The 22,917-nt window shown below is 72.3% G+C and carries 19 protein-coding genes; 8 read left to right on the forward strand and 11 right to left on the reverse strand.

Annotated elements, in window-relative coordinates:
* Positions 1–42 precede the first annotated feature (42 nt).
* The 7 genes from IO33_RS0110065 to IO33_RS0110095 form a co-directional block, all read right to left on the reverse strand.
* Entirely contained in the window at positions 43–1,275 is a 1,233-nt protein-coding gene (locus IO33_RS0110065; protein ID WP_031162721.1) for an extracellular catalytic domain type 1 short-chain-length polyhydroxyalkanoate depolymerase, read from the reverse strand.
* Between the two features lie 212 nt (positions 1,276–1,487).
* Entirely contained in the window at positions 1,488–2,390 is a 903-nt protein-coding gene (locus IO33_RS0110070) for a universal stress protein (RefSeq protein WP_031162724.1), read from the reverse strand.
* Between the two features lie 139 nt (positions 2,391–2,529).
* The gene (locus IO33_RS0110075; RefSeq protein ID WP_031162726.1) at positions 2,530–2,772 is read right to left on the reverse strand and encodes a DUF397 domain-containing protein; all 243 of its coding nucleotides are present in this window, start codon (positions 2,770–2,772) and stop codon (positions 2,530–2,532) included.
* A gap of 82 nt (positions 2,773–2,854) precedes the next feature.
* Positions 2,855–4,021 (reverse strand): thiolase domain-containing protein, encoded by a 1,167-nt coding sequence (locus IO33_RS0110080; RefSeq protein WP_031162729.1) that lies wholly within the window; start codon positions 4,019–4,021, stop codon positions 2,855–2,857.
* Positions 4,018–5,067, reverse strand: coding sequence for a thiolase domain-containing protein (locus tag IO33_RS0110085; protein ID WP_031162731.1), 1,050 nt, complete (start codon positions 5,065–5,067; stop codon positions 4,018–4,020). The genes IO33_RS0110080 and IO33_RS0110085 overlap by 4 nt, the downstream gene beginning before the upstream one ends.
* Positions 5,064–6,005, reverse strand: coding sequence for a Zn-ribbon domain-containing OB-fold protein (locus IO33_RS0110090; RefSeq protein WP_031162734.1), 942 nt, complete (start codon positions 6,003–6,005; stop codon positions 5,064–5,066). The genes IO33_RS0110085 and IO33_RS0110090 overlap by 4 nt, the downstream gene beginning before the upstream one ends.
* A 121-nt stretch (positions 6,006–6,126) precedes the next feature.
* On the reverse strand, positions 6,127–6,927 hold the full coding sequence (locus IO33_RS0110095; RefSeq protein WP_031162736.1) for a crotonase/enoyl-CoA hydratase family protein: 801 nt from the start codon (positions 6,925–6,927) through the stop codon (positions 6,127–6,129).
* A 199-nt stretch (positions 6,928–7,126) separates the two neighbouring features.
* Here IO33_RS0110095 and IO33_RS0110100 point away from each other — a divergent pair, with 199 nt between their 5' ends.
* On the forward strand, positions 7,127–8,743 hold the full coding sequence (locus IO33_RS0110100; protein WP_031162739.1) for an acyl-CoA synthetase: 1,617 nt from the start codon (positions 7,127–7,129) through the stop codon (positions 8,741–8,743).
* Positions 8,744–8,897: 154 nt separating this feature from the next.
* Positions 8,898–10,598 carry an alkaline phosphatase family protein gene (locus IO33_RS0110105; protein WP_342448265.1) on the forward strand — a complete coding sequence of 567 codons (1,701 nt, stop codon included), beginning with the start codon at positions 8,898–8,900 and terminating at the stop codon, positions 10,596–10,598.
* A 17-nt stretch (positions 10,599–10,615) separates the two neighbouring features.
* Here the strand turns inward: IO33_RS0110105 and IO33_RS53770 are convergent, their stop codons facing one another.
* The 3 genes from IO33_RS53770 to IO33_RS0110120 all read right to left on the reverse strand — a co-directional run bounded on the left by IO33_RS53770 (position 10,616) and on the right by IO33_RS0110120 (position 12,754).
* Entirely contained in the window at positions 10,616–10,954 is a 339-nt protein-coding gene (locus IO33_RS53770) for an alpha/beta fold hydrolase (RefSeq protein ID WP_342448266.1), read from the reverse strand.
* A gap of 402 nt (positions 10,955–11,356) precedes the next feature.
* Positions 11,357–12,223, reverse strand: coding sequence for an alpha/beta fold hydrolase (locus tag IO33_RS0110115; RefSeq protein ID WP_031162744.1), 867 nt, complete (start codon positions 12,221–12,223; stop codon positions 11,357–11,359).
* 81 nt (positions 12,224–12,304) lie between these two features.
* Complete coding sequence (locus tag IO33_RS0110120; RefSeq protein WP_031162747.1) at positions 12,305–12,754, reverse strand: hypothetical protein; 450 nt, start codon at positions 12,752–12,754, stop codon at positions 12,305–12,307.
* Positions 12,755–12,896: 142 nt separating this feature from the next.
* Between IO33_RS0110120 and paaK the strand changes: the two genes are divergently transcribed.
* From paaK to IO33_RS0110135, 3 genes are all read left to right on the forward strand, one after another.
* Entirely contained in the window at positions 12,897–14,201 is a 1,305-nt protein-coding gene (gene paaK, locus IO33_RS0110125) for a phenylacetate--CoA ligase PaaK (RefSeq protein WP_031162749.1), read from the forward strand.
* Between the two features lie 139 nt (positions 14,202–14,340).
* Positions 14,341–14,673, forward strand: coding sequence for an ArsR/SmtB family transcription factor (locus IO33_RS0110130; RefSeq protein ID WP_031162751.1), 333 nt, complete (start codon positions 14,341–14,343; stop codon positions 14,671–14,673).
* A 97-nt stretch (positions 14,674–14,770) separates the two neighbouring features.
* A complete protein-coding gene (locus IO33_RS0110135; RefSeq protein WP_031162754.1) occupies positions 14,771–15,652 on the forward strand; it encodes a TIGR03620 family F420-dependent LLM class oxidoreductase in 882 nt (293 codons plus the stop codon).
* On the opposite strand, the gene IO33_RS0110140 is transcribed toward IO33_RS0110135, so the two are convergent.
* A complete protein-coding gene (locus tag IO33_RS0110140; protein WP_031162757.1) occupies positions 15,642–17,138 on the reverse strand; it encodes an acyl-CoA synthetase in 1,497 nt (498 codons plus the stop codon). The two genes, IO33_RS0110135 and IO33_RS0110140, sit on opposite strands and share 11 nt — an antisense overlap.
* Before the next feature lie 209 nt (positions 17,139–17,347).
* Between IO33_RS0110140 and IO33_RS0110145 the strand changes: the two genes are divergently transcribed.
* From IO33_RS0110145 to IO33_RS0110155, 3 genes are all read left to right on the forward strand, one after another.
* Positions 17,348–18,811 (forward strand): cytochrome P450, encoded by a 1,464-nt coding sequence (locus IO33_RS0110145; RefSeq protein ID WP_078963466.1) that lies wholly within the window; start codon positions 17,348–17,350, stop codon positions 18,809–18,811.
* A 28-nt stretch (positions 18,812–18,839) separates the two neighbouring features.
* Complete coding sequence (locus IO33_RS0110150) at positions 18,840–19,802, forward strand: (-)-alpha-amorphene synthase (RefSeq protein WP_051926581.1); 963 nt, start codon at positions 18,840–18,842, stop codon at positions 19,800–19,802.
* Positions 19,803–19,988: 186 nt separating this feature from the next.
* Positions 19,989–22,898, forward strand: coding sequence for an ATP-binding protein (locus tag IO33_RS0110155; protein ID WP_037685179.1), 2,910 nt, complete (start codon positions 19,989–19,991; stop codon positions 22,896–22,898).
* Positions 22,899–22,917: the final 19 nt, after the last annotated feature.

Raw genomic sequence — 22,917 nt, forward strand, 5'->3', positions numbered from 1 at the left:
CAGCGTCGTCGGCCACCATGGCCGAGCCTGACTGTCCGTCGGTCAGGGGCAACCGTTGTCGGCGATGGTGTAGTAACCCGTGGGTTGTTCCTTCAGCGTGTGGGTGACGAAGGTGTTGTACAGGCCCATGTTCTGCTGGGATCCCTTGGCGTACGTGTATCCGCCGCTGGCTATGGCCCGGCCGGCCTGCACCTGGGCGTAGTTGCTCGCCGTGTGGCAGGAGGCGTCGCCGTCACCGCCGCCGCCCGGGCCGGAGGTGTCGAGGCCGAAGAACCGGGCGATCCAGTAGCCGGAGCAGATCGAGGCCGGGAAGTAGGGGGCCCCGGTGCTGCCGCACTGGTCGGTGCCGGTGCCGGGGTCGACCGGGGTGCCGTGGCCGATGCCGGGGACCCGGTCGACCTCCACGGCGACCGTGCCGTCGGCGGCCAGGTACTGGTCCTGCTGTGTGGCGTCGGGGCCGATGGCCGTGGTGCGGCTCGGGGTCGGGGGGAGGCCGTGCAGGGCCGTCCACTGGTCGCGCAGCTCCGTGGCGTTGCGCGGGACGACCGTGGTGTCCTGGTCGCCGTACCAGATGGCGGTGCGCGGCCAGGGCCCGGTGTACGACGGATCGGCGTCCCGCACGCGCTGGGCCCACTGCTCCGGGCTGAGGTCGACACCCGGGTTCATGCACGTGTAGGGGCTGTTGTCCCGGGTGCAGTCGTAGGGCAGGCCCGCGACGACCGCGCCGGCGGAGAAGACGTCGGGGTAGGTCGCGAGCAGGACGGCGGTCATGGCGCCGCCCGCGGACAGACCGGTGACGTAGACCCGCTGGGGGTCGGCACCGTAGGCGGTCACGGCCTGGGCGGCCATCTGCCGCACGGAGAGGGCCTCGCCCTGCCCGCGCCGGTTGTCCGTGGTCTGGAACCAGTTGAAGCACCGGCTCGCGTTGTTGGCGGTGCTGGTCTCGGCGAGGACCAGCAGGAAGCCGTCGCGGTCGGCGATCCTGGGCAGGCCGGAGTTGTCGGCGTAGACCTGTGCGTTCTGGGTGCAGCCGTGCAGGGCCACGACGACCGGGGGGTGCGCGGGCAGGGACGCGGGGCGGTAGACGTACATGGTGAGGGCGCCCGGGTCGGATCCGAAGTCGCTCACCCGGGTGAGCGCCACGGAGGCCCGGGCGGCGGGTACGGGCCCGGTGAGCGCGGTGCCGAGGACCAGGGCGACGACGGCGAGGAGGCGGGCCGGGAAGCGGGCACGGGGCGGCGCTCCGGGCGGCTTTCGCAACGGTGGCAGCGGCATGAGCAGCTCCTTCGTCAGGACACGCGTCCCGGCCGCTCGTGCGTGGGCGGCACACACGGCGCCGGACGTGGCGGAACCGTATGTACACGGGTGGGCCGCCACCATGGCGCGGGACACCACAGCCGGATCCGCGCCGGTCGGCGTCGCGGGGATTGCGGGATGCCGTGCGCTCTGCTACGCCCACGGCGCCGCGGCCCGCCGGGCTGCCAGGCTCACGCCTGCGGCGGTCCCGGCGGCACGACCGCGATCGGGCTCGCGGCGTGCAGCAGGACGGCCTGGGTGACCGAGCCCATCATGCGGGCCGGCGCGAGCAGCCGCCGCCGGTGCCGGCCGACGACGACCAGTTCGGCGTCCTTGGACGCGGCGACGAGGTGCCCGGCCGCGTCGCCGGGCAGGGCCTCGGCGTCGGCGCGGACGTCGGGGTGCCGCGTGCGGTGCGGGGCGAGGAAGCCCTCGGCGAGGGCGCGGGTCTCGTTCTCGACGGCCTCCCGGTCGGGCTGGGGCGGCACCATCTGGCCGGGCGCGGACCAGGTCTGCGCCGGCCACGGGTAGGCGGCGATCACCTGGACGCGGGCCCGCCGCAGGGCGGCCTCGGCGAAGGCGAAGGCGAGGGTGGCCTCGTCGGGGCTGTCGGCGTGCAGGCCGACGACCACGCGCGGCCCGGGCTCGGCCGGCCCCTCCCCGTGCACCTGACGGCCGGGCCGGGGTACGACGACCACCGGGCACTCGGCGTCCCGGGCGGCGGCCAGGCCGTTGGAGCCGAGCAGGAGGCTGGCGAAGCCGCCGCGACCCCGGGAGCCGAGGACCAACAGTTCGGCGTCGGAGCCGAGTTCCGGCAGCACGGCGCCCGGTACGCCCTCCAGGGCGACGTACTCGACGGCGGGCTCCGCGCCGCGGTCCGCGAGCCGGGTGCGCACGTCGTCGAGGACGGGATCGCCGCCCGCCTCGGGCGGGCCGGCGACCAGCACGTCGGCCTGGCCCCAGGCGGCGTACTGGCGTACGTGCACCACCCGCAGCGGTGCGGCGCGGCGGCGGGCGGCGTCGAAGGCCCACTCCAGCGCACGCAGGCTGTCGTCCGATCCGTCGACCGCGGCGATGACCGGCGCAGTGCTCATCGTCCCTCACCTTTCGGAACACGACGTTCCCCCGTGCTGGGGCCAGCCTGGCGCAGGCGATGGTCCCAGCGGGGTCCTGTGGGTCGCGTGTCCGGAAATCGGCTCGGAACACCCCCGGTTCAGGTCAGGTGGGTCCGGTTCAGGTGAGGTCGAACTCCCCTTCCCGGGCTCCGGAGACGAAGGCACCCCATTCCGCCGGCGTGAAGATGAGGGACGGGCTCTCCGGACGCTCGCTGTTGCGCATCGCGATGAAGCCCTCGACAAAGGCGATCTGGACATCGCCCAGCCCTCGGCTGCTGGACTGCCACTCGGCCTTGCTGAGGTCCAGCTCCGGCTTGTCCCAGGCCGCGAGCGGCTGCTGCTGGATGGTGGTCTCGGCCACGTCCGTGCTCCTCCCGGTTCGTCGTCCGCGGCTCAGCCTAGCGACCGCCCACGATGCCCGACAGGCCACGTGGGGAGGACTTTCAGGACTGCGGTGGCCGCGCTCCCACGAGCCACATGGAGAAGAACTGGGAGCCGCCGCCGTAGGCGTGCCCGAGCACCCGGCGGGCGCCGTCCACCTGGTGTTCCCCGGCCTGGCCGCGCACCTGGAGGGCGGCCTCGGCGAAGCGGATCATGCCGGATGCGCCGATGGGGTTGGTGGACAGCACACCGCCCGACATGTTGACGGGCAGGTCGCCGTCGAGTTCGGTCACCCCGGCCTCGGTGAGTTTCCAGCCGCCGCCCTCCTCGGCGAAGCCCAGGTTCTCCAGCCACATGGGTTCGTACCACGAGAACGGCACGTACATCTCGACGGCGTCGATGTCCCGGCGCGGGTCGGCGATGCCGGCCTGCCGGTAGACGTCGGCGGCGCAGTCCTTGCCGGCCTGCGGGGAGACGAAGTCCTTGCCGGCGAACAGGGTGGGTTCGCTGCGCATGGCGCCGCCGAGCAGCCAGGCGGGCGGCCGGGGGGCGCGCCCGGCTCCGGCGCGGTCGGTGAGGACCATGGCGCAGGCGCCGTCGGAGGACGGGCAGGTCTCGGAGTAGCGGATGGGGTCCCACAACATGGGTGAGGACTGCACCTTCTCCAGGGTGATGTCGTGCTCGTGGAGGTGGGCGTAGGGGTTCTTCAGGGCGTTGCGCCGGTCCTTGTAGGCGACGAGGGAGCCGATGGTGTCGGGGGCGCCGCTGCGCCGCATGTAGGCGCGCACATGGGGGGCGAAAAAGCCGCCTGCGCCGGCGAGGAGGGGCTGCTGGAAGGGGATCGGCAGGGACAGGCCCCACATGGCGTTCGACTCGGACTGCTTCTCGAAGGCGAGGGTGAGGACGGTGCCGTGGACGCGGGCGGCGACCAGGTTGGCGGCGACGAGGGCGGTGGATCCGCCGACCGAACCGGCGGTGTGCACCCGCAGCATGGGTTTGCCGACCGCGCCGAGGGCGTCGGCGAGATAGAGCTCGGGCATCATCACGCCCTCGAAGAAGTCGGGCGCCTTGCCGATGACCACGGCGTCGATGTCGGCCCAGGTCAGTTCGGCGTCGTCCAGTGCCCTTCGTGCGGCCTCGCGGACCAGTCCGGCGATCGACACGTCCCGGCGGGCGGCCACGTGCTTGGTCTGGCCGACGCCCACGACGGCGACGGGCTCCTTGCTCATCGTGGATCCCCTTCGAGTACGGCGACCAGGTTCTGCTGCAGGCAGGGGCCGGAGGTGGCGTGGGCGAGGGCGCGGTCGGACTCGCCGCGGTGGACGCGGACGGCGGCCTCGCCGATGCGGATGAGTCCGGCGGCCATGACGGGGTTGGCGGCCAGCGCCCCGCCGGAGGGGTTGACGCGGACGTCGTCGCCGAGGCGGAGCGCCCTGCGCAGGATCACCTCCTGGGAGGTGAACGGCGCGTGCAACTCGGCGGTGTCCACGGGCCGTTCGAAGGCTCCGGCCCGCTCGGCGGCGAGCCGGGCGGAGGGCGAGTCGGTGAGGTCGCGCACGCCCAGGCCGTGGGCCTCGATGCGGTGGTCGACGCCCCGGATCCAGGCGGGCCGCTCGCACAACTGCCGGGCCCGCTCCCCCGCCGCGAGGATCACGGCGGCGGCGCCGTCGGAGACGGGTGGGCAGTCGCCGGTGCGCAGGGGCCGTACGACGTAGTCGCCGTGCGGCTGCGGGCCCTTGAGCTGGGCGTGCGGGTTGGCGGTGGCGTCGGCCCGGCTGCGGGCGCCGACGGCGGCCAGGGCCGGCTCGTCCGTGTGGCCGGCGTCCAAGAGGGCCTGCGCCTGGAGAGCGGCGAGGGCTATGGAGTCGGGCCACAGGGGTGCGAGGTAGTACGGGTCGAGCTGGCGGGTGAGCACGTCCCGCACCGAACCGGGCGAGCACTTGCCGTAGGAGTACACGAGCGCGGTGTCGGCGTCGCCGGTGAGCAGCTTGGTCCAGGCCTCGTACAGCGCCCAGGCGCCGTCCATCTCGACGTGCGACTCGGAGACGGGCGGCCAGGCGCCGACGCCGTCGAGGGCGAGGGTGAAGGAGAAGGCGCGGCCGGCGAGGTAGTCGCTGGAACCGGAGCAGGTGAAGCCGATGTCCGCGGCCCTGAGTCCGGTCTGCGCGAGGACGTCGTGCAGCACCGGCATGAGCATCTCGACCTCGGAGGACTCCTCGGTGGAGCGCCGGTGGTCGGTCTGGGCGAAGGCGACGACCGCGATCTCCCGGGTCACAGCAGCTCCTTGTAGGTGTCGTAGTCGGCGTCGGGTTCGCCGGTGGGCCGGTAGTGGTCGGGGTAGCGGGCGCCCTCGGTCCACACGGGCTCGACGCGCAGGCCCATGCGCACCTGGTCGTAGGGGATGCCGCCGATCCGGGCGTGCAGCGCGAGGTCGGCGCCGTCCAGGGCGATGTGGGCGTAGACGTAGGGCACCTCGATGTCGAGGTTCCTGGCCTTGATGTTGACGATGCAGAAGGTGGTGACGGTGCCGCGGGGACCTACCTCGACCTGTTCCGCTGTGGCCACGCCACATGTGGGGCACGCACCCCTCGGCGGGACGTACACCTTGCGGCAGGAGGGGCAGCGTTCGCCGACGGTCCGCTGTTCGGAGAGGGCATGGATGTAGGCGGACTGGGCGCGGCCGGGTGAGTAGGTGTAGTCGAGGCGGGCGGGGGCGACGATGCCGGTGAGGGGCTCGGTGAACTCGCCGGTGTGGTTCCCCGGTTGCTCGGGCTCTCCGTCGTACGGCTCGAAGCAGGCGATGTCGGTGATGGCGCCGGTGCGCTCCCCGGCCCAGCGGACGCGGACCCGCATGCCGGTGTGCACGGCGTCGGGGCCGGGGGCGGCGAGGGCGTGCAGCAGGGCGGTGTCGGCACCGTCGAGCCGGACCAGGACCCAGGCGAAGGGGGTGTCGAGGGGCTGGCCGCGACGCGGCTCGTGGTTCCAGGCCCATGTGGTGACCGTGCCCGTGGGGGCGACCTCCACCAGGTCGTGGATCTCGTCGGCGGTGAGGGGGTCGTACTCGACGGGCGGGACGAGGGTGCGTCCGTCGGTGGTCCGCACGCCGAGGACGACGCGTTCGCGCAGACCGGTGAGGAAGGCGCTCTGGACGGGGCCGAGGGAGCGGGTGAAGGGGAATTCGACGACGAGGGGGGCCTTGAGCACTTCGGGCATCGGGAACCTGCCTCCTTCGAGCGAGGTCGGTGAGGTCGCGCCCCGTGAGGGCGCGGGGCTGTGTCGCTCCGCGGCTTCGCCGCACGGCCCGCGGTGTCCGCACCGCACCTGCGGCGGAGCGTTACGCGCGCTTGTAGACGGGGGGCCGCTTCTCCGCGAAGGCGCGGGCGCCTTCCTTGGCGTCGGCGGTGTCGAAGACCGGCCACCCGCGGGCGAGTTCGGATGCGAGCCCGTCGGTCTCCGTCAGCTCGGCGGTCTCGTACACGGACGCCTTGACGGCCTCGACGGCGAGCGGGCCGCAGGCGTTGATCTGCTCGGCGATGCGAAGGGCCTGGTCGAGGGCGGTGCCGTCGGGGACGACGTGGCCGATCAGGCCGATCGCGGCGGCCTCCCGGGCGCTGTAGGGCCGTCCGGTGAGCAGCATCTCCAGGGCGTGGGTGCGCGGGATCTGGCGCTGCAGCCGGACGGTGGAGCCGCCGATCGGGAAGAGGCCGCGCCTGACCTCGAACAGGCCGAAGGTCGCGGACTCGCCCGCGACCCGGATGTCGGTGCCCTGGAGGATCTCGGTGCCGCCCGCGACGCAGTACCCTTCGACCGCCGCGATGACCGGTTTGCGCGGGCGATGGTGGCGCAGCATCGCCTTCCAGTGCAGGTCCGGGTCGGCCTTGAGCCGGTCGCGGTGGTGTTCCCCTTCCATGCCGTTCCCGGCGAGCGCCTTGAGGTCCATTCCGGCGCAGAAGGAGCCGCCGGATCCGGTGAGGACGATCGAGCGGATCCCGTCGTCCGCGTCGGCCTCCAGCCAGCCGTCGTGGAGGCCGACGAGCATCGGGAGCGAGAGCGCGTTCCTGGCGTCGGGCCTGTTGAGCGTGAGCACCAGTGTGGCGCCCTCGCGCCGCACGGTGAGGTGTTCCGTCCCGCCCATGGGCTTTCTCCCCTCGGTGAGAACGAGAACAGGTTGCAGGAGGCGGGGAGGCACTTCAAGGGAGCTTCCAAGGTTTTCTGACAGTCAGTCAGATTTCTTTGACGCGGGCCCTTCCCACTTGCCGCACGCTTTGCTCTGATGACCGGCGAACCGACCGATGCGCCTGTGTCCGCCAGGACTGCCGGGGTCAGGAGGAGTGGTGGAGTACAACCTTGCCGACCTGTTCGAGTCGGTCGTCGACGTGGTCCCCGACCGCGAGGCGCTCGTGTACGTCGACCATCCGGGCACCGGCGCCGAGCGGCGCCTGTCGTACGCGGAGCTGGACGCGGCCGCCAACCGCATCGCCCACCACCTCGCCGACACCGGGATACGCCCCGGGGAACACCTGGGCCTGCACCTGTACAACGGCGTCGAGTACCTGCAGACCGTGCTGGCCTGCCTGAAGGCGCGGATCGTCCCAGTCAACGTCAACTACCGCTATGTCGAAGAGGAGTTGGTGTACCTCTACCGGGACGCCGATCTGGCGGCGCTGGTCTTCGACGCGGAGTTCTCGGACCGGGTGGCGGGTGCGCTGCCGCGGGCGCCGAGGCTGCGGCATCTGCTGCGCGTCGGTCCGGAGGCGGCCGGGGTGCCGGGCGCGGTGGCGTTCGCCTACGCGGAGGCCGCCGGCTCGGCCGGGCGGGGCTTTCCGGCCCGCTCGGGCGACGACCAGTTCGTCATCTACACCGGCGGCACGACCGGCATGCCGAAGGGTGTGATGTGGCGGCAGGAGGACCTGTTCTTCGCCGGGCTGGGCGGTGGCGCGCCGACCGGTGAGCCGGTGAAGACGCCTCAGGAGCTGGCCGAGCGGGTCGCCGCCGGCGGCTCCGGGATCACCTTCTTCCCCACTCCCCCGCTGATGCACGGCACCTCCACGCTGACGGCGTTCATCGGCTTCAACTTCGGCCAACGCGTCGTCCTGCACCGCAAGTTCGTGCCCGAGGAGGTGCTGCGCACCGTCGAGAGGGAGAAGGTCACCAGCATCTCGCTGGTCGGCGACGCGATGCTCCGCCCGCTGATCGACGCGCTGTGCGGGCCGATGAAGGGCACGGACTGCTCCGCCCTGTTCAGCGTGTCCTCGTCGGGCGCGATCATGTCGGAGACGGTGCGCCGGCAGTTCCGGGAGCTGGTCCCGAACGCCATGCTGCTCAACAACTTCGGCTCCTCCGAGTCGGGTTTCAACGGCACGGCGACGGAGGACTCCGGTCCCGAGCGCGGCTTCCGCATCCGCGTCAACTCCCGTACGCGCGTGGTGGACCCGGCGACGCACGAGCCGGTCGCCGCGGGCGAGGTCGGCCGCGTAGCCCAGTGCGGTCATGTCCCGCTGGGCTACTACAACGACCCGCGCAAGACGGCGGAGACCTTCTTCGAGAAGGACGGACGGCGCTGGGTCCTGCTCGGCGACATGGCGACGGTCGACGAGGAGGGCGTGGTGACCGTCCTCGGCCGCGGCTCGCAGTGCATCAACACCGGGGGCGAGAAGGTCTACCCGGAGGAGGTCGAGCAGGCGCTCAAGGCGCACCCCGACGTGTACGACGTCCTGGTCGCCGGAGTGCCCGACGCCACCTGGGGCAGTCATGTGGCGGCCGTGGTGCAGCTGCGCCCGGGGGCGGCGCATCCGTCGCTGGCCGACATCCAGAGCCACTGCCGGACCCGGCTGGCCGGCTACAAGATCCCCCGCCAGCTGGTCATCACGGAGTGCGTCCAGCGGTCCCCGAGCGGCAAGGCCGACTACCGGTGGGCCCGGGAGGTGGCGGTCGCGGCCGACCGGCGGTAGCACCCCGGGGTGTCCGACCCCTTCACCGACCCGGTATGACTACTCTGTGCACATGATCGGCGCCTTTCGATCACTTCTGGTGACCGCCGGTCGGACAGTGCCACCGGCCCCGGCCTCCCGCACCGGCACCGGGCCCCGCACGGAAGGACCTCGGGTGTCCCACCGCACACCGGATCATCCGCCGGAGACCACGGACGAGACGGGCTCCGGGCCGGCGCGGGGCGGCAAGCGGGCCGGACTCGCGGGCGGGGCGGCTGGGAGCATGACAGTCCTCGCCGGCGCCCTTCTGCTGGGCTCGCTGCTGTTGCCGGACCAGCCCGACCGGCTGACCCCGGCCGCGTTCGCGCGGCTGCCGGGTGAGGGCGTCCTGCTCACCGTCGTCCTGCTCGTGCTGCCGCCCCGGGCGAGGCGGCCCGGGGCGGTGGGCATCGGTGTCCTGGTCGGGCTGGTGACCCTCCTCAAGTGCCTGGACATCGGCTTCTACACGGTGCTGTTCCGCCCCTTCGACCTGGTGCTGGACTGGGGCCTGCTGGGCAGCGCGGCGGACTGTCTGCGGCAGACCTCGGGCCGCGCCGGCGAGCTGGCCGCCCTCGCCGGTGTCCTGCTCCTCGTGGTCGCCGCCCCCGCCCTGACCGCCGCCGCGACGGTGCGGCTGAGCACCGTCATGGCCCGCCACCGCGCCCGGTCCGTACGCGTCGTCCTGGTGCTGGGCACCGCCTGGACCACCTGTGTCGTGCTCGGCCTGCGGACGGACGGCGCGCCCGTCGCCGCGGCGCTCGACGCCGGCCTCCTCGGCGACCGCGCCCGGCAGGTCCGCGTCTCCCTCGCGGACGCGCGGCTCTTCGGGCGCCGGACCGCCGTCGACGCCTTCGCCCGCACACCGGCCGACCGGCTGCTGACCGGCCTGCGCGGCAAAGACGTGTTGTTCACCTTCGTCGAGAGCTACGGCCGTGCGGCGATCGAGGACCCGGCGATGGGACCGCGGGTCGGCGCGGTCCTCAAGGAGGGCACCGCCGCCCTCGCAGCCGCCGGATTCGGGGCGCGCAGCGGCTGGCTCCGCTCGCCGGTGACCGGTGGCGGCAGCTGGCTGGCCCACTCGACGTTCCTGTCCGGCCTGTGGGTCAGCAACCAGCAGCGGTTCCGCACCCTCACCTCCAGCGACCGCACCACCCTCACCGGCGCCTTCCGCAGGACCGGTGCCTGGCGCACGGTCGGGATCGTGCCGGGCGTCCTGGTGGCGTGGCCGGAAGGCCGGTTCTTCGGCCTGGACCACGTCTACGACGGCCGCCACCTCGACTATCACGGCCCCGGTTTCGGCTGGTCGCAGGTGCCGGACCAGTTCGCCCTGGAGACGTTCCGGCGGCGCGAGTTCGGCAAGCGGGGCCGCAGGCCGCTGATGGCGGAGATCGTCCTCACCTCCAGCCACTACCCCTGGGCACCCGTGCCCCGCGCGGTCGACTGGGCGGCGCTGGGAGACGGTTCGGTCTTCCGGCGGGTCAGGCGCGGCGGCGCGACCGAGAAGGAGGTCTGGAGGAGCCCTGAGACCGTGCGCGCCGCGTACCGCGGCTCCGTCGAGTACGCGCTGCACAGCCTCATCGGGTTCGTGCGGCGCTACGGCGACAACAACACCGTCCTGGTCTTCCTGGGTGACCACCAGCCCGTGCCGACCGTCACCGCGCACAGCCCCCGCAAGGACGTGCCGGTCACCCTCGTCGCCCACGACCCCAAGGTGCTGGCCCGGATCACCGGCTGGGGCTGGACGGAGGGCCTGAAGCCCGCGCCGAACGCCCCCGTGTGGCCGATGGACGGCTTTCGCGACCGCTTTCTGACGGCGTTCGGGCCGCGACCCGGCTGAACCGCCGGGGCATGCCGTCACCGGTCGGGGAACTCCCGGGCCACGGCGAGGAACTCCTCCGGGCGGGACTCGTGCACCAGGTGCGCAGCGTCCACGGTCACCAGCGAGGCGTCCGGGATCAGCGCTTTGAGCTGCGCGACCTGGTCCTGCGGGATGAGGCCGGCGGGGCCGCCGCCGATGACCAGCGTCGGCATGGTGATCCGGCCCATGTGGTCCCACCACACAGGATCCGGCGCGTTGCGCTGCGCGTCGGCGGCCCGCACCATCGCCCCCTCGAACGGCAGCTCTCCCTCGGGCCGTACGGCGGGCGGCCGGGGCGGGTCGAGCGGCACGGGGGCGCAGACGTCCTCCGGCACCAGGCGTCGTACGGCACCGGGAGGCGCTGCGCCGGCAGGTAGGCGACGATGCCGCCCGGTGAATGGCCCTCGACGTCGGCGCTGCCGAGGCCGGGGGCGGACAGCAGGGCAAGCACGTCGTCGCTCATCGTCTCGGCCCGGCAATCCCCCGGCCAGTCGCTGTGCCGGTGGCCGCGCAGGTCGGGGGCGTACACCCGGCGGGGCGCGGGGTGCCGCGAGCCGCTCGGCGAGGTGCGTCCAGTCCCCGCCGTCCGCGCCCCGGCAGTGCAACAGCACGAGGGGCGGGGCCTCCGCCGGACCCCAGGCCCGGCAGGCCAGGGTGATGCCGTTCGCTTCGACGGTGCGCAGCGCCTCGGTGTCCATGCCGGATCCGCCGACCGGGCCCGTCCGCCGTCCGGCCGCCTACTCCGCCGGGGGCGGAACGGCGTCCGCAGGGCCGTCCAGGAAGGTGAGGGTGCGCTTGAGGAACCATTCCGGGTCGTCCAGCCAGGGGTAGTGCCCGGCGCCGGGCTGTACGGCGACCTCGGCACGCGCGAAGGTCCCGGCTGCGCGGCGCGCGAGGCCCGGACGCGGTCCGCCGTCGAGTTCCCCGGCGTGGACGAGGACCGGCGCGGTCAGCGCGGCGAGGGCGGTCCGGGTCGCGTCCGGGGTGAAGGCGCCGTCGCCGAAGTAGTGCTCCGCCGCCTCGTCGTTGGTCTGCTCCGGCTCGGCGGCCGCGTGCGCCCGGGCGGTGTCGTCCCAGCGGCCGTGGAAGAACGGCACGAACACGTCGTCGAAGCCCGCGTCGCCCGCCAGCCAGGCCCGGAAGACGGGGAACGCCCGCGCGAACCACGGCTCGTCCGCGCGCAGCCGGGCCGCGGCCAGCCGGTCCTCCGCCGTCGCCCGCAGCCCGAGGGCGGACGGGTTGGGTGTGATCAGCAGCAGCCGCCGTATCCGCTGCGGGTGGCGGGCCGCGTAGAGCATGGCCAGGGCCGCGCCCGCCGAGTGCGCGAGCAGGTCCATGTGCTCCAGACCCATGTGCGCGCGCCACGCCTCCACGTCCGCGACCATCCGGTCGCAGCGGTACGTCGCCGGATCCGCAGGGATGGTGGAGTCCCCGGTGCCCCGCAGATCCAGCAGGGCGAGGCGCCGGTGCGCGGACAGGCCGCCGAGGTCACCGAGATAGGCGGAGGCACGCATGGGGCCGCCGGGGAGGACGGCGAGGGGCTCGCCGTCGCCCCTGAGGTGGTAGGCGAGCCGGGTTCCGTCAAGGGCGGTGAAGGTCGGCATGAGCATGATCATGTCGGGTCCACCCGGAGCGGCGCAACACTTCACCCGAGCACGGCCCGGGACGAGAGCGGGGGTACCGCCTCACAAGGCGATGGGCCGGTACGCGAGGAGTTCGTCCACGATGCACGCGGGCGTGGCCTCCTGCTCGGCCACCGTGAAGGAGTCGGGATGCGCGACGTTCACCTCCAGCACGAGCCGGTAGTGGTCCGCGTCGGGATCACCGTCCGCGTATGCGGCCCGCATCCTGCGGACGATCTCGGTCAGTTCGTCCCGGGTGATGTCCGGCACGCGTGGCCACGCCGGCCGGGCGGCCTCCAGCGCGAACTCCCGCAGATCACGCGCCGCCCACCGGTCCAGGAAGGCGCCCGGCCCGTAGGAATGCCCGGTGGCCTCGTTGAAGGCGCCGACCGCCCTGCGCCCGGCCTCCTCGTCCTCGCGCAGCAAAGTGTCGATCCGTTCGATCTCCCCGGCCAACTCGGCCAGTCGCTCGGCGGGCACGGACGGGGGAAGCAGTTCGCGTCGCAGTTCCACATGACCATGGTGCGGGGCGGCCGGCGCAGAAAGTCGCCGCAGCCCCCTTGTCTGGAGCCCCAGGGCCTGAATAACTGACCCCGAACGGATCGACCGAATGATCGGTCGCCCGAAATGTGAGGACGGCGAGGGAGACGACTCCATGACGGACGCGACGGACCTGCTCGACGCGGGCGAACGGCTCCGGCCCGATGAGCTGCGGGAACTGCAGTTGGAGCGGCTGAGCACCACGCTGCGGCACGCCTACGACAACGTGCCGTTCTACCGGGAGTCCTTCGACAAGGCCGGTGTTCGCCCGGAGGACTGCCGCTCCCTCGCCGATCTGGCCCGCTTCCCCTTCACGACCAAGGCCGACCTCAGGGACAACTACCCGTACGGCATGTTCGCCGTACCGCGCGAGCGGATCCGCCGGCTGCACGCCTCCAGCGGCACCACAGGACGCCCCACGGTGGTCGGCTACACGGACAGCGACCTTTCCATGTGGGCCGACATGGTGGCGCGGTCGATCCGGGCGGCGGGCGGGCGACCTGGTGACATCGTGCATGTCGCCTACGGCTATGGGCTGTTCACCGGAGGTCTGGGCGCCCACTACGGCGCCGAGCGCCTGGGCTGTACGGTCGTCCCGGCCTCCGGCGGAATGACGGCCCGGCAGGTGCAGCTGATCCAGGATCTGCAACCGTCCGTGATCATGGTGACGCCTTCTTACATGCTCACCCTGCTGGACGAGTTCGAGCGCCAGGGCGTGGACCCGCGCGCCACCTCGCTGCGCGTGGGCGTCTTCGGGGCCGAGCCCTGGACCGAGCGGATGCGGCGCGAGATCGAGGAGCGGTTCGCGATCGACGCGGTGGACATCTACGGACTGTCCGAGGTGATCGGCCCGGGTGTGGCCCAGGAGTGCGTTGAGACGAAGGACGGGCTGACCGTGTGGGAGGACCACTTCTATCCGGAGGTGGTCGATCCGATCACGGGCGAGGTGCTGCCGGAGGGCGAGCGGGGTGAGCTGGTGTTCACCTCGCTGACCAAGGAGGCCATGCCGGTCATCCGGTACCGCACCCGGGACCTCACCCGGCTGCTGCCCGGCACGGCGCGTGCGTTCCGGCGGATGGAGAAGATCACCGGGCGCAGCGACGACATGGTGATCCTGCGCGGGGTCAACCTGTTCCCGACCCAGATCGAGGAGATCGTGCTCCGCACGCCCGGCGTGGCGCCCCACTTCCAGCTCCGGCTGACCCGGGAGGGCCGGCTCGACCGGCTGACCATCCGCGCCGAGGCCCGTCCGGACGCGGGCGCGGCGGCGCGCGAGGCGGCGGTCAGGTCCATCGTCGCGGCGGTGAAGGACGGCATCGGGGTGTCCGTCGACGTGGAGATCGTGGAGCCGGAGTCGCTGGAGCGGTCGGTCGGCAAGATCCGCCGGATCCTCGACCTGCGCCCCAAGACCGCGGGGTAGACCCGTGCGCACGGTGACCCGGCCGGGCGCAGGCCGAGACAGCCGGGGCTCCCCTTGACGCCGCCCGGGCGCAACCGAGGCCGCCCTGGGTCGTATCGACGTACCTCGAAACGTCGCCGGCGACCTATACTCCCGAGCCATGACGGACAGCGCCCCCCTCCCGGACCCGGATCTCGTCAACGCCCTGCGGGCGCTGTCCAACCCGATGCGCCTGCAGATGCTGCGCTGGCTGCGCGAGCCCGGGCGGCACTTCCCGATGGAGGCCGCCATAGCCGATCCCGCCGAGGTCGGTGTGTGCGTCAGCCACATCCGGGCCAAGGCGGGCCTGGCCCAGTCGACCGTGTCCGCCTACATGGCCGAACTGCAGCGCGCCGGCCTGGTCCGGGCCACCCGGGTGGGCAAGTGGACCCACTACAAGCGGGACGAGCAGCGCATCGCCGACCTGGTCGCGGAGCTGGGGCAGACACTCTGACAGCGCCTCTCCCGGACACCGGCGCCCCCTTGCCAAACATATCGAGAATCTGCGATATTCCGATTCATCGATACCTACTCCGCGAGGGAGCACACGGATGGACCTCGGCACCTTCGGTATCTACACCTTCGACTTCGAGCACCAGCCGGCCGCACGGATCCGCGACTCGGTCCAGGAGCTGGAGGGCCTGGGCTGGCGGACGCTGTGGGTGCCCGAACTGCTCGGGCGGGACGCGTTCACCCACGCCGGCCTCCTGCTCGCGGCCACCGGGCGGCTGAGCGTCGTCAACGGCATCGCCCGGATCTGGTCCCGGGAGGCCCGCTGGACACACGGCGCCGCCCTGCTGCTCGCGGACGCCTACCCGGGCCGGCATGTGCTGGGCCTGGGCTTCGGCGGGCAGCCACGACCCGGCGTCAAGCCCCTCGCCGCCATGGCCGCGTACCTCGACGAGCTGGACGCCATGGAGACCCCCAACCCTCGCCCGGCGCACCCGGTGCGGCGGCTGCTGGCCGCGTACGGCCCAAAGATGCTGGAACTGGCCCGTGACCGCGCCGACGGAGCCCAGACCTATCACGTGAACACCGACCACACGGCGCAGGCGCGGGAGATCCTCGGACCGGACGCCTTCCTGGCCGTCGAGCACGCGGTGCTGTTCGAGGCCGACCCGGTGCGGGCCCGCGCCCTCGCGCGCGAGCACCTGCACGGCTACCTCACCACCCCCTACAACCTCGCGAAGTTCCGCCGGCTCGGATACACCGACGACGACCTCTGCGGCGGCGGCAGCGACCGCTTCGTGGACGACCTGGTGTTCTGGGGCGATCCGGACACGGTCGTGCGGAAGCTGCGCGGGCATGGGGAGGCGGGCGCCGATCACGTCGCCGTGCAGGTGATCGGCGTCGAGCCCGGCACATCGGCGCTGCCCGCCTGGCGCCTGCTGGCGGACGCCCTGCTGCCCGGGAAGACTCCGGCTAACCGCTGAAGCGGTTCCGCAGCGCGCGCTTGAGGATCTTCCCGCTGGCGTTGCGCGGCAACTCGTTGACGAACAGCACCCGTTTGGGCGCCTTGAACGGCGCGAGCTTCTCCTTCACATGGGCGATGAGCCGCTCCTCCGTCACCTCGCCGCGCGGGACGACGACCGCCGTGACGGCCTCGATCCACCGCTCGTCGGGCAGGCCGATCACGGCGGCCTCGGCGACGGCCTCGTGGGTGTAGAGGGCGTCCTCGACCTGGCGCGAAGCCACCAGGACGCCACCGGAGTTGATGACGTCCTTCACCCGGTCCACGATCGTGAAGTAGCCCTCGGCGTCGCGCACCGCGAGGTCGCCGGAGTGGAACCAGCCGTCCCGGAAGGCCTCCGCGGTCTCCTCGGGCTTGTCCCAGTAGCCCTCGCACAACTGCGGTGAGCGGTAGACGATCTCGCCGGGCGTGCCGTCGGGCACGTCCTCGCCCTGGTCGTCGACGACCCGCGCGTCCACGAACAGCACGGTACGGCCGCAGGAGTCCAGCCGGCCCTCGTGTTCGTCGGGGCCGAGCACCGTCGCCAGCGGGCCGATCTCGCTCTGTCCGAAGCAGTTGTAGAAGGCGAGCCCCGGCAGGCGCTCGCGCAGCCGCTGCAGGACCGGGACGGGCATGATCGACGCGCCGTAGTAGGCCTTGCGCAGGCCGTCGAGGTCACGTGTGGCGAAGTCGGGCCGGTTGGCGAGGCCGATCCACACGGTGGGCGGCGCGAACAGGCTGTCCGCGCGGCCCGCCTCGATCAGGTCGAACAGCCGGTCCCCGTCGGGCGCGTCCAGGATGATGTTGCTCGCGCCGACGGCGAGGTAGGGCAGCAGGAACACGTGGGTCTGCGCCGAGTGGTACAGCGGCAGCGCGTGCACCGGCCGGTCCCCGGCGCTCAGGTCGAGGGCGGTGATGGCGCTCAGGTACTCGTGCACCAGGGCCCGGTGGGTCATCATCGCGCCCTTGGGCAGAGCGGTCGTACCCGAGGTGTACAGCAGCTGCACCAGGTCCTCGGTGCGGGGTTCGGGCCCGTCGTACGGCGCGCTGTCCGCCAGCCGGGCGAGGAGCGAGTCCTCGGCGTCCCGGAGCGGCAGCACGCGTACGCCGTCAGGGAGCCGCCCGGCGAGGCCGGGGTCGGCGAGGACGAGGGTGCTGCCGGACTGGCCGACGAGGTACGCCAGGTCGTCCCCGGTGAGGTTCTGGTTGACCGGCACGTGCACCAGGCCCGCGCGGGCGCAGGCGAGGAAGGCGATGAGGTAGGCGTCGGAGTTGTGGCCGTAGGCGCCGACCCGGTCGCCGGGCGTGAGGTTCTGCGCGCGCAGTACCGAGGCCGCCCGGGAGACGGCGTCGTCGAGTTCCTCGTACGTCCAGCGGCGCTCGCCGTACTCCACCGCGAGGCGGGCCGGGGTGCGTCGGGCGCTGCGCCGCAGCACCCCGTCGACCGTGCTGCCGTGTCCCTGCGTCATGACTCATGATCCTCGGTCCGGCACGGAGGCAGGTCAAGCAGCAACGGCTGTTCACCGAATGCAACTTTTGCTTCTGCGTGCTCCTGTGCGCCCCTTTGGAGAAAGGTTTCCGGAAACCAAGCACCGTTGAACTTGGGCAGGACATCCCTCAGGCCAAGTCCGTAGCAGATTCACACATTTCACAAGTCTTCGTCGGGCAGGAGATACCCATGAGCTGTGCTGTGCCTGAACAGAAACGAACGTGGCGAACAGGTACTGCTCCCGGCATATTCCCACTCCTCGGCCACGGTATCGCCTTCTACCGCCGACCGCTGGCGTTTCTGAATTCTTTGCCCGCACAGGGGGATCTGGTCGAGATACGGCTGGGCCCCCAGCGTGCCTGGGTGGTGTGCCATCCGGAGCTGACCCATCAGGTGCTCATGGATCCGCACACCTTCGACAAGGGGGGCCCGCTGTACGACAGGCTCGGCAAGCTGATGGGCGACGGTCTCGTCACCTGCCGCCAGCCGGCGCACCGGGACAAGCGCCGGCTGCTGCAGCCCGCCTTCCGTCCCTCCCACCTCACCGCCTACACGGACCTCGTCACCGAGGAGTCCGCCTCGGTGTGCGAGACGTGGCAGGCGGGCCGGACGGTGCCCGTCACCGAGGCGATGACGACCCTCACCACCCGCGTGATCAGCCGGGTCCTCCTCTCCGACTCGCTGGACGACACGACCACCGCCGAGGTGCGGGGCTGTCTCGCCGATGTCGTCCGTGGCCTCTTCGTCCGCACGGTCGTACCGATCGACGCCCTGTTCCGCCTGCCCACGCCCGCCAACCGCCGCTACCGCCACGCGCTCGCCCGGCTGCACGCGATCATCGACTCGGCGATCGCGGAGCGCCGCCGGGGTACCGACCACGACGACGTGCTCGGCACCCTGCTGACGGCCGCGCGCGGCGCCGGCGAGGGGCCTGCGATCACCGACCAGGAGGTCCACGACCACCTGATCACGCTGCTGCTCACGGGTGTCGAGACCCAGGCGCTGTGCCTGGCCGCCGCCTTCAGCCTGCTGGCCCGCCATCCGGAGGCGGAGCGCCGGCTGCACGACGAGCTCGACACCGTCCTCGCCGACGGCCGTCGACCCGGTCCCGGCGATCTGCCGCACCTCGTCCACACCCGGTGCGTCGTCACCGAGACGCTGCGCCACTCGTCACCCGGCTGGCTCTTCACCCGCGTCACCACCCGGGAGACGGAACTCGCGGGGTGCCGTCTGCCCCAGGGGGCCACCGTCGTGTACAGCCCCTACCTCCTGCACCACGATCCCTCGTCGTTCCCCGACCCCGAGCGTTTCGACCCCGGCCGCTGGCTGCCGGGGCGGCCCACCGCCGAGCAGCGCCGCGCGCTGATGCCGTTCTCCGCGGGCAACCGCAAATGCCTCGGTGACGAGTTCGCCATGGTGGAGGCCACCCTGGCGCTCGCGACCATCGCCGGCCGCCGCCGCCTGCGCCATCTGCCGGGGCAGGCCGAGCAGAAACCGCGCCCCGGAATCACCATGGGACCGCGTTCCCTGGTCATGGTCTGCGAACAGCGGCCCCACGGGCCCGCCGCCACCTCCCTCGCGCCCGGAACAACGGTCGCCCCACGCACCTCGGACAGCCGAACGGCAGGTGACCACGTTGTCGACAACACATGAGGAAGTCACGCTCGGAGCCCCAGACGGAATGCCGGCCTCCACCCTCCGGGACCTGATCGACTCCCACCTCCACATGCCCTTCCCGTTCGCGTGCAACCCCCATGAACGCGAAGCCGCGGCCGGCGTCGACGCATGGCTGAAGGTGTGGGGGCTGACCGACGCACCCGATGTGGCCGTGATGATCGCCCGCACCCGCCCCGCCCAGCTCGCGTCCTACAACAGCCCCACCATGGACGCCGGCCTCCTCCAGATCATGGCCAACCAGATCGCCTATCAGTTCGTCTTCGACGACCGTGCCGAGGACGTCGGGCGGCGCTCTCCCGGCAGGCTGCTGCCGATGCTGGGCGAGAGTGTCGCGATCCTGCGGGACGGCCGGCCGCCCAGCACCCGTCTCGGAGCTGCCCTGGCCGATCTCCACCGCCAGGTCCGGGAACGCTGCACACCCGCGCAGGCCGCGCGATGGGCCTCGAAGAGCCGTGAGTATGTGCACGGCCTGTTGTACGAAGCGGTGGCGCAGGCCCAGCCCTACCTCCTGCGGACCGGGGACTGCACGTCCATACGGTCACTGACCGCGGGCATCGAACCGTTCTACCCGCTGTCCGAGGCCGCCCAGCCACGCGAGCTGACCCCTGCCGAGCTCCACCATCCCGTCGTACAGCGGCTGGGCCGCCTGTCGGCCGACGCGGCGGTGTGGATACCCGACCTGTTCTCCGCGGTGAAGGAACAGCGCGCCGGCGGCATGATCAACCTGGCCCTGGCCCACCAGCGCGAACACCGCTGCACCCTGCAGGCCGCCGTGCTGCTGGCCATCCGGCAGATCAACGGCGCGATCGAGGAGTTCCAGCAGCTCTACGCGCAGGTCAAACCGGAGTTGAGCCCCGCGGGCATCGGCTACGTGGAGGGCATGATCGGCTGGATCCGCGGGTGCTACCACTGGTCCCGCACCGTGCCGCGCTACGCGGACGTCGCGTCGGTGCCCGCCGTGTCGTAGGGCACCTGACACGCTCCCGCGACAGCGCCGCCGAGAGGTGGCCATTCACGCCTTCTACCCGATCGGCGGACATTATCCCACCTGCGATTCATGATTCACCCCATGGTGCCCAAACCGGCCTGTCGTACCTCCCCCAGGCGTACGCTCGGCTTCCCCCGGGCCGAACGAAAGAAGGCGGTACGGCACATGGCGACGGAGCCGCGGCAATCGCTCACGGAGCAACGGAGCTTGATCGAGCGCCGGCAGGAACTTCAGGCCCTCGACGCCGCCTTCCAGGAACTGCGCCGTACCACGGACGGGGTGCCCCGGGCGAGCCGCGGAGGACTGCTCGCCTTCACCGGTCCGGCCGGGCTGGGCAAGACGGCACTCATCACGCAAGCACGTGTCCGCGCCGCGGCGCACGGATTCACCGTGCTGTCGGGAAGGGGCGGGGAGAAGGAACAGGGGTCGGCGTTCCGCGTGGTGCGCCAGCTGCTGCAGCCCTCGCTGGCGCGGATGGACGGGGCGGAACTCCGCACCTTCCTGGGAAGTTGGTACGACATCGTGGCCGCGGTCCTCGGCCTCGAAGCGAGCGGTCCCGCCCCCGCGCCCGACCCGACCGGGGTCCGCGAAGGTCTCGACTGGGTCATGACACGGCTCACCGTGAAGAAGGCGCCCGTCGTCCTGCTCCTGGACGACCTGCACTGGGCGGACCTGGAGTCCCTGCGCTGGCTCTCCTCCTTCGCGGCACGAGTCGACGACCTCCCCCTGCTGATCGTGGTCGCCTACCGGCCCGACGAACTGCCCTGCGCGGCGGACGAACTCCGCGCGCTGGTCGGACACCACGGCGACCGCCCCCACGACCTGGCGCACCTCACCGCCGACGGTGCGGCGCAGATCATCAGGAACGAAGTCGGTGAGGCAGCCGAGGACGTGTTCTGCAAGGAATGCTGGTCGGCCACCGGCGGGAGCCCGTTCGAAACGGTGGAGCTCGCCATCGGACTCGCCGAGCGGGAACTGAGCGGCACCGAGGACGACCTGCCCGCGATGCGTGAGCTCGCCGCCGCGATCAAGGGCCCGGGACTGATCGAGCGTCTGGAACGACTCGACACGGCGACCGTTCGCTTCGCCCACACCGCGGCCGTACTGGGTTCGCCCTTCTCACCGCAGCTCGCCGCGACCATCGCGGTGCTCGGCGACGAGGCCGCCACCGAGGCCACCGAGAAGCTGCGCGCGGCCCGGATCCTCGCCGACGGCCATGGCCCCGAGGGTGAGCTAGAGTTCCTCCACCCGCTGATCGCCACGACGATCTACCGGTCCATTCGCACCGGCTTCCGCGCCGGTTTGCACAACGCCGCCGCGCAGGCCGTCGTGGCCGCGGGACACGGCCCCACCGCCGCCGCCCGGCATCTGCTGGAGGTCCCCTGCGAGGGCCGCCCCGAGGCTGTCGCGTGTCTGCGCGAGGCCGCTCGGGAGTACCTCCACGCCGGAGCGACCGAGGCCGCCCAGCGCCTGCTGAACCGTGCGCTGCAGGAACCGCCCCTGCCCGAGGACCGCGCCGCGCTCCTTCACGAACTCGCGTGCGCCACGTTCCTGATCGAGCCCATGGCCACGGTGCGGTATCTCCGCCAGGCACTGGCGGAGCCCGCCGTCGACCCGGATCTGCGCGCCTCCATCGTCTTTCGGCTGACACAGGCCCTGGCTCACACCGATCAGCTGGCCCAGGCCGTGAGCGTGGCCGCGGAGGAGGCGAGGCAGGCCGCCAGTCCGCGCGTCAAACTGCGTATGCAGGCGGACCATTTCGTCTGGAGCATGATCCGCACCGACGACCCCGACTCGCCGGCCCGCTCCCGGACCCTGGCGCGTCTGGCCGAGCAGTTGCCCGGTCGCAGCCTGGAGGAACGCTACATCCTGGGCCTGCGGGCCTGGGATGCCGTCCTGCGGGGCGAACCGCGGCAGATCGCCCTCACCTATGCCGAGAAGGCCCTGCGTGGCGGCATGAGCTGGACCGACGAGAACCGCGGTTTCGAGGTACCCGCCTCGGTCGCCCTCGTGTTCATGTACGGCGACCAACCGCGAAGGGCCGAGGGGCTGTTCAACAAGGGGATCGCCGAATGCGTGGCCATGGGCTGGCGCGGCTCCCACCTGGCGCTCGGTCAGGCCCTGGCCGGCTATATCCGCTACCAGCGCGGCTGCCTGGCCGAGGCCGAGGACCTCGTCCGGGAAGGTCTGCGGATCGCCAAGAAGGTGGAGGGGGCCGTGCCCGCCCAGTGGTACGGCGTCAGCGTCCTGATCCAGACCCTGCTGGCCCGGGGGCGCATCACCGAGGCTCGCGCACTCGCCGACGACCACCACTTCGGGGAGATGACCCCGAACGCCGTCATCTATCCCGACCCGCGCACCGTGTACGCGGAACTGCTCCTGGCGGAGGGGCGGCACGCGGAAGCGGCGGCGGTGCTGTCCGAGGTCGGGAACTGGCTGGACACACGTGCCTGGCGCAATCCGGCCTGGTGCCCGTGGCAGCTGCGGCTCGCGAGCGCCCTCGCCCCCACCGCCCGGGACGCTGCGCTCGCCCATGCCCAGGACGCCGTCCGCCGCGCCCGGGACTTCGGCGCCGCCTCCATCGTCGGCCAGGCCCTGCACACCCTCGCCGAGGTGACCGGCGGAACGGCGGCACTCGAGCTGTACGCGCAGGCCGTCGACCACCTGGAGCAGTCGCCCGCCGCCTACGAACTCGCCCGCGCCCAGATCGGCCACGGCGCCGCGCTGTCCCGCAACGGGCGGCTGCAGGAGGCCGCCGACCGGCTCTACCAGGGCCTGGAAGGAGCCGTCCACTGCGGAGCCGAGGGACTCGCCGCCCGGGCCAGGACGGAACTCTCGGCGGCCGGGCTGCGCCCGCTGCCGTTGCGCTACGTCCAGCCGGACACCCTGACCGCCCAGGAGCGCCGTACCGCCGAACTGACCGTCCAGGGACACCCGGTGGCGGTGATCGCCAAGGAACTGCGCCTGACCGAGCAGGGCGTGCGGCAGCTGCTGTCCAGTGTCTACCGCAAGGTCGGCACCGACGCCGCCGGTCTCGCCGGGTTCCTGGAGGGCGGTCCTCGCCACCGCCCTTGAGGACGGACGTGCCGGCATC

This window comes from Streptomyces durhamensis, from assembly GCF_000725475.1.
Classification (GTDB): Bacteria; Actinomycetota; Actinomycetes; order Streptomycetales; family Streptomycetaceae; genus Streptomyces; species Streptomyces filipinensis.

What these genes read in the sequence shown, in the direction of transcription:
- IO33_RS0110065 (WP_031162721.1), bottom strand. Translation starts at nt 1,275, where the DNA reads ATGCCGCTGCCACCGTTGCGAAAGCCGCCCGGAGCGCCGCCCCGTGCC.
- IO33_RS0110070 (WP_031162724.1), bottom strand. Translation starts at nt 2,390, where the DNA reads ATGAGCACTGCGCCGGTCATCGCCGCGGTCGACGGATCGGACGACAGC.
- IO33_RS0110080 (WP_031162729.1), bottom strand. Translation starts at nt 4,021, where the DNA reads ATGAGCAAGGAGCCCGTCGCCGTCGTGGGCGTCGGCCAGACCAAGCAC.
- IO33_RS0110090 (WP_031162734.1), bottom strand. Translation starts at nt 6,005, where the DNA reads ATGCCCGAAGTGCTCAAGGCCCCCCTCGTCGTCGAATTCCCCTTCACC.
- IO33_RS0110095 (WP_031162736.1), bottom strand. Translation starts at nt 6,927, where the DNA reads ATGGGCGGGACGGAACACCTCACCGTGCGGCGCGAGGGCGCCACACTG.
- IO33_RS0110115 (WP_031162744.1), bottom strand. Translation starts at nt 12,223, where the DNA reads ATGCCGACCTTCACCGCCCTTGACGGAACCCGGCTCGCCTACCACCTC.
- paaK (WP_031162749.1), top strand. Translation starts at nt 12,897, where the DNA reads ATGACGGACGCGACGGACCTGCTCGACGCGGGCGAACGGCTCCGGCCC.
- IO33_RS0110130 (WP_031162751.1), top strand. Translation starts at nt 14,341, where the DNA reads ATGACGGACAGCGCCCCCCTCCCGGACCCGGATCTCGTCAACGCCCTG.
- IO33_RS0110135 (WP_031162754.1), top strand. Translation starts at nt 14,771, where the DNA reads ATGGACCTCGGCACCTTCGGTATCTACACCTTCGACTTCGAGCACCAG.
- IO33_RS0110140 (WP_031162757.1), bottom strand. Translation starts at nt 17,138, where the DNA reads ATGACGCAGGGACACGGCAGCACGGTCGACGGGGTGCTGCGGCGCAGC.
- IO33_RS0110145 (WP_078963466.1), top strand. Translation starts at nt 17,348, where the DNA reads ATGAGCTGTGCTGTGCCTGAACAGAAACGAACGTGGCGAACAGGTACT.
- IO33_RS0110150 (WP_051926581.1), top strand. Translation starts at nt 18,840, where the DNA reads ATGCCGGCCTCCACCCTCCGGGACCTGATCGACTCCCACCTCCACATG.
- IO33_RS0110155 (WP_037685179.1), top strand. Translation starts at nt 19,989, where the DNA reads ATGGCGACGGAGCCGCGGCAATCGCTCACGGAGCAACGGAGCTTGATC.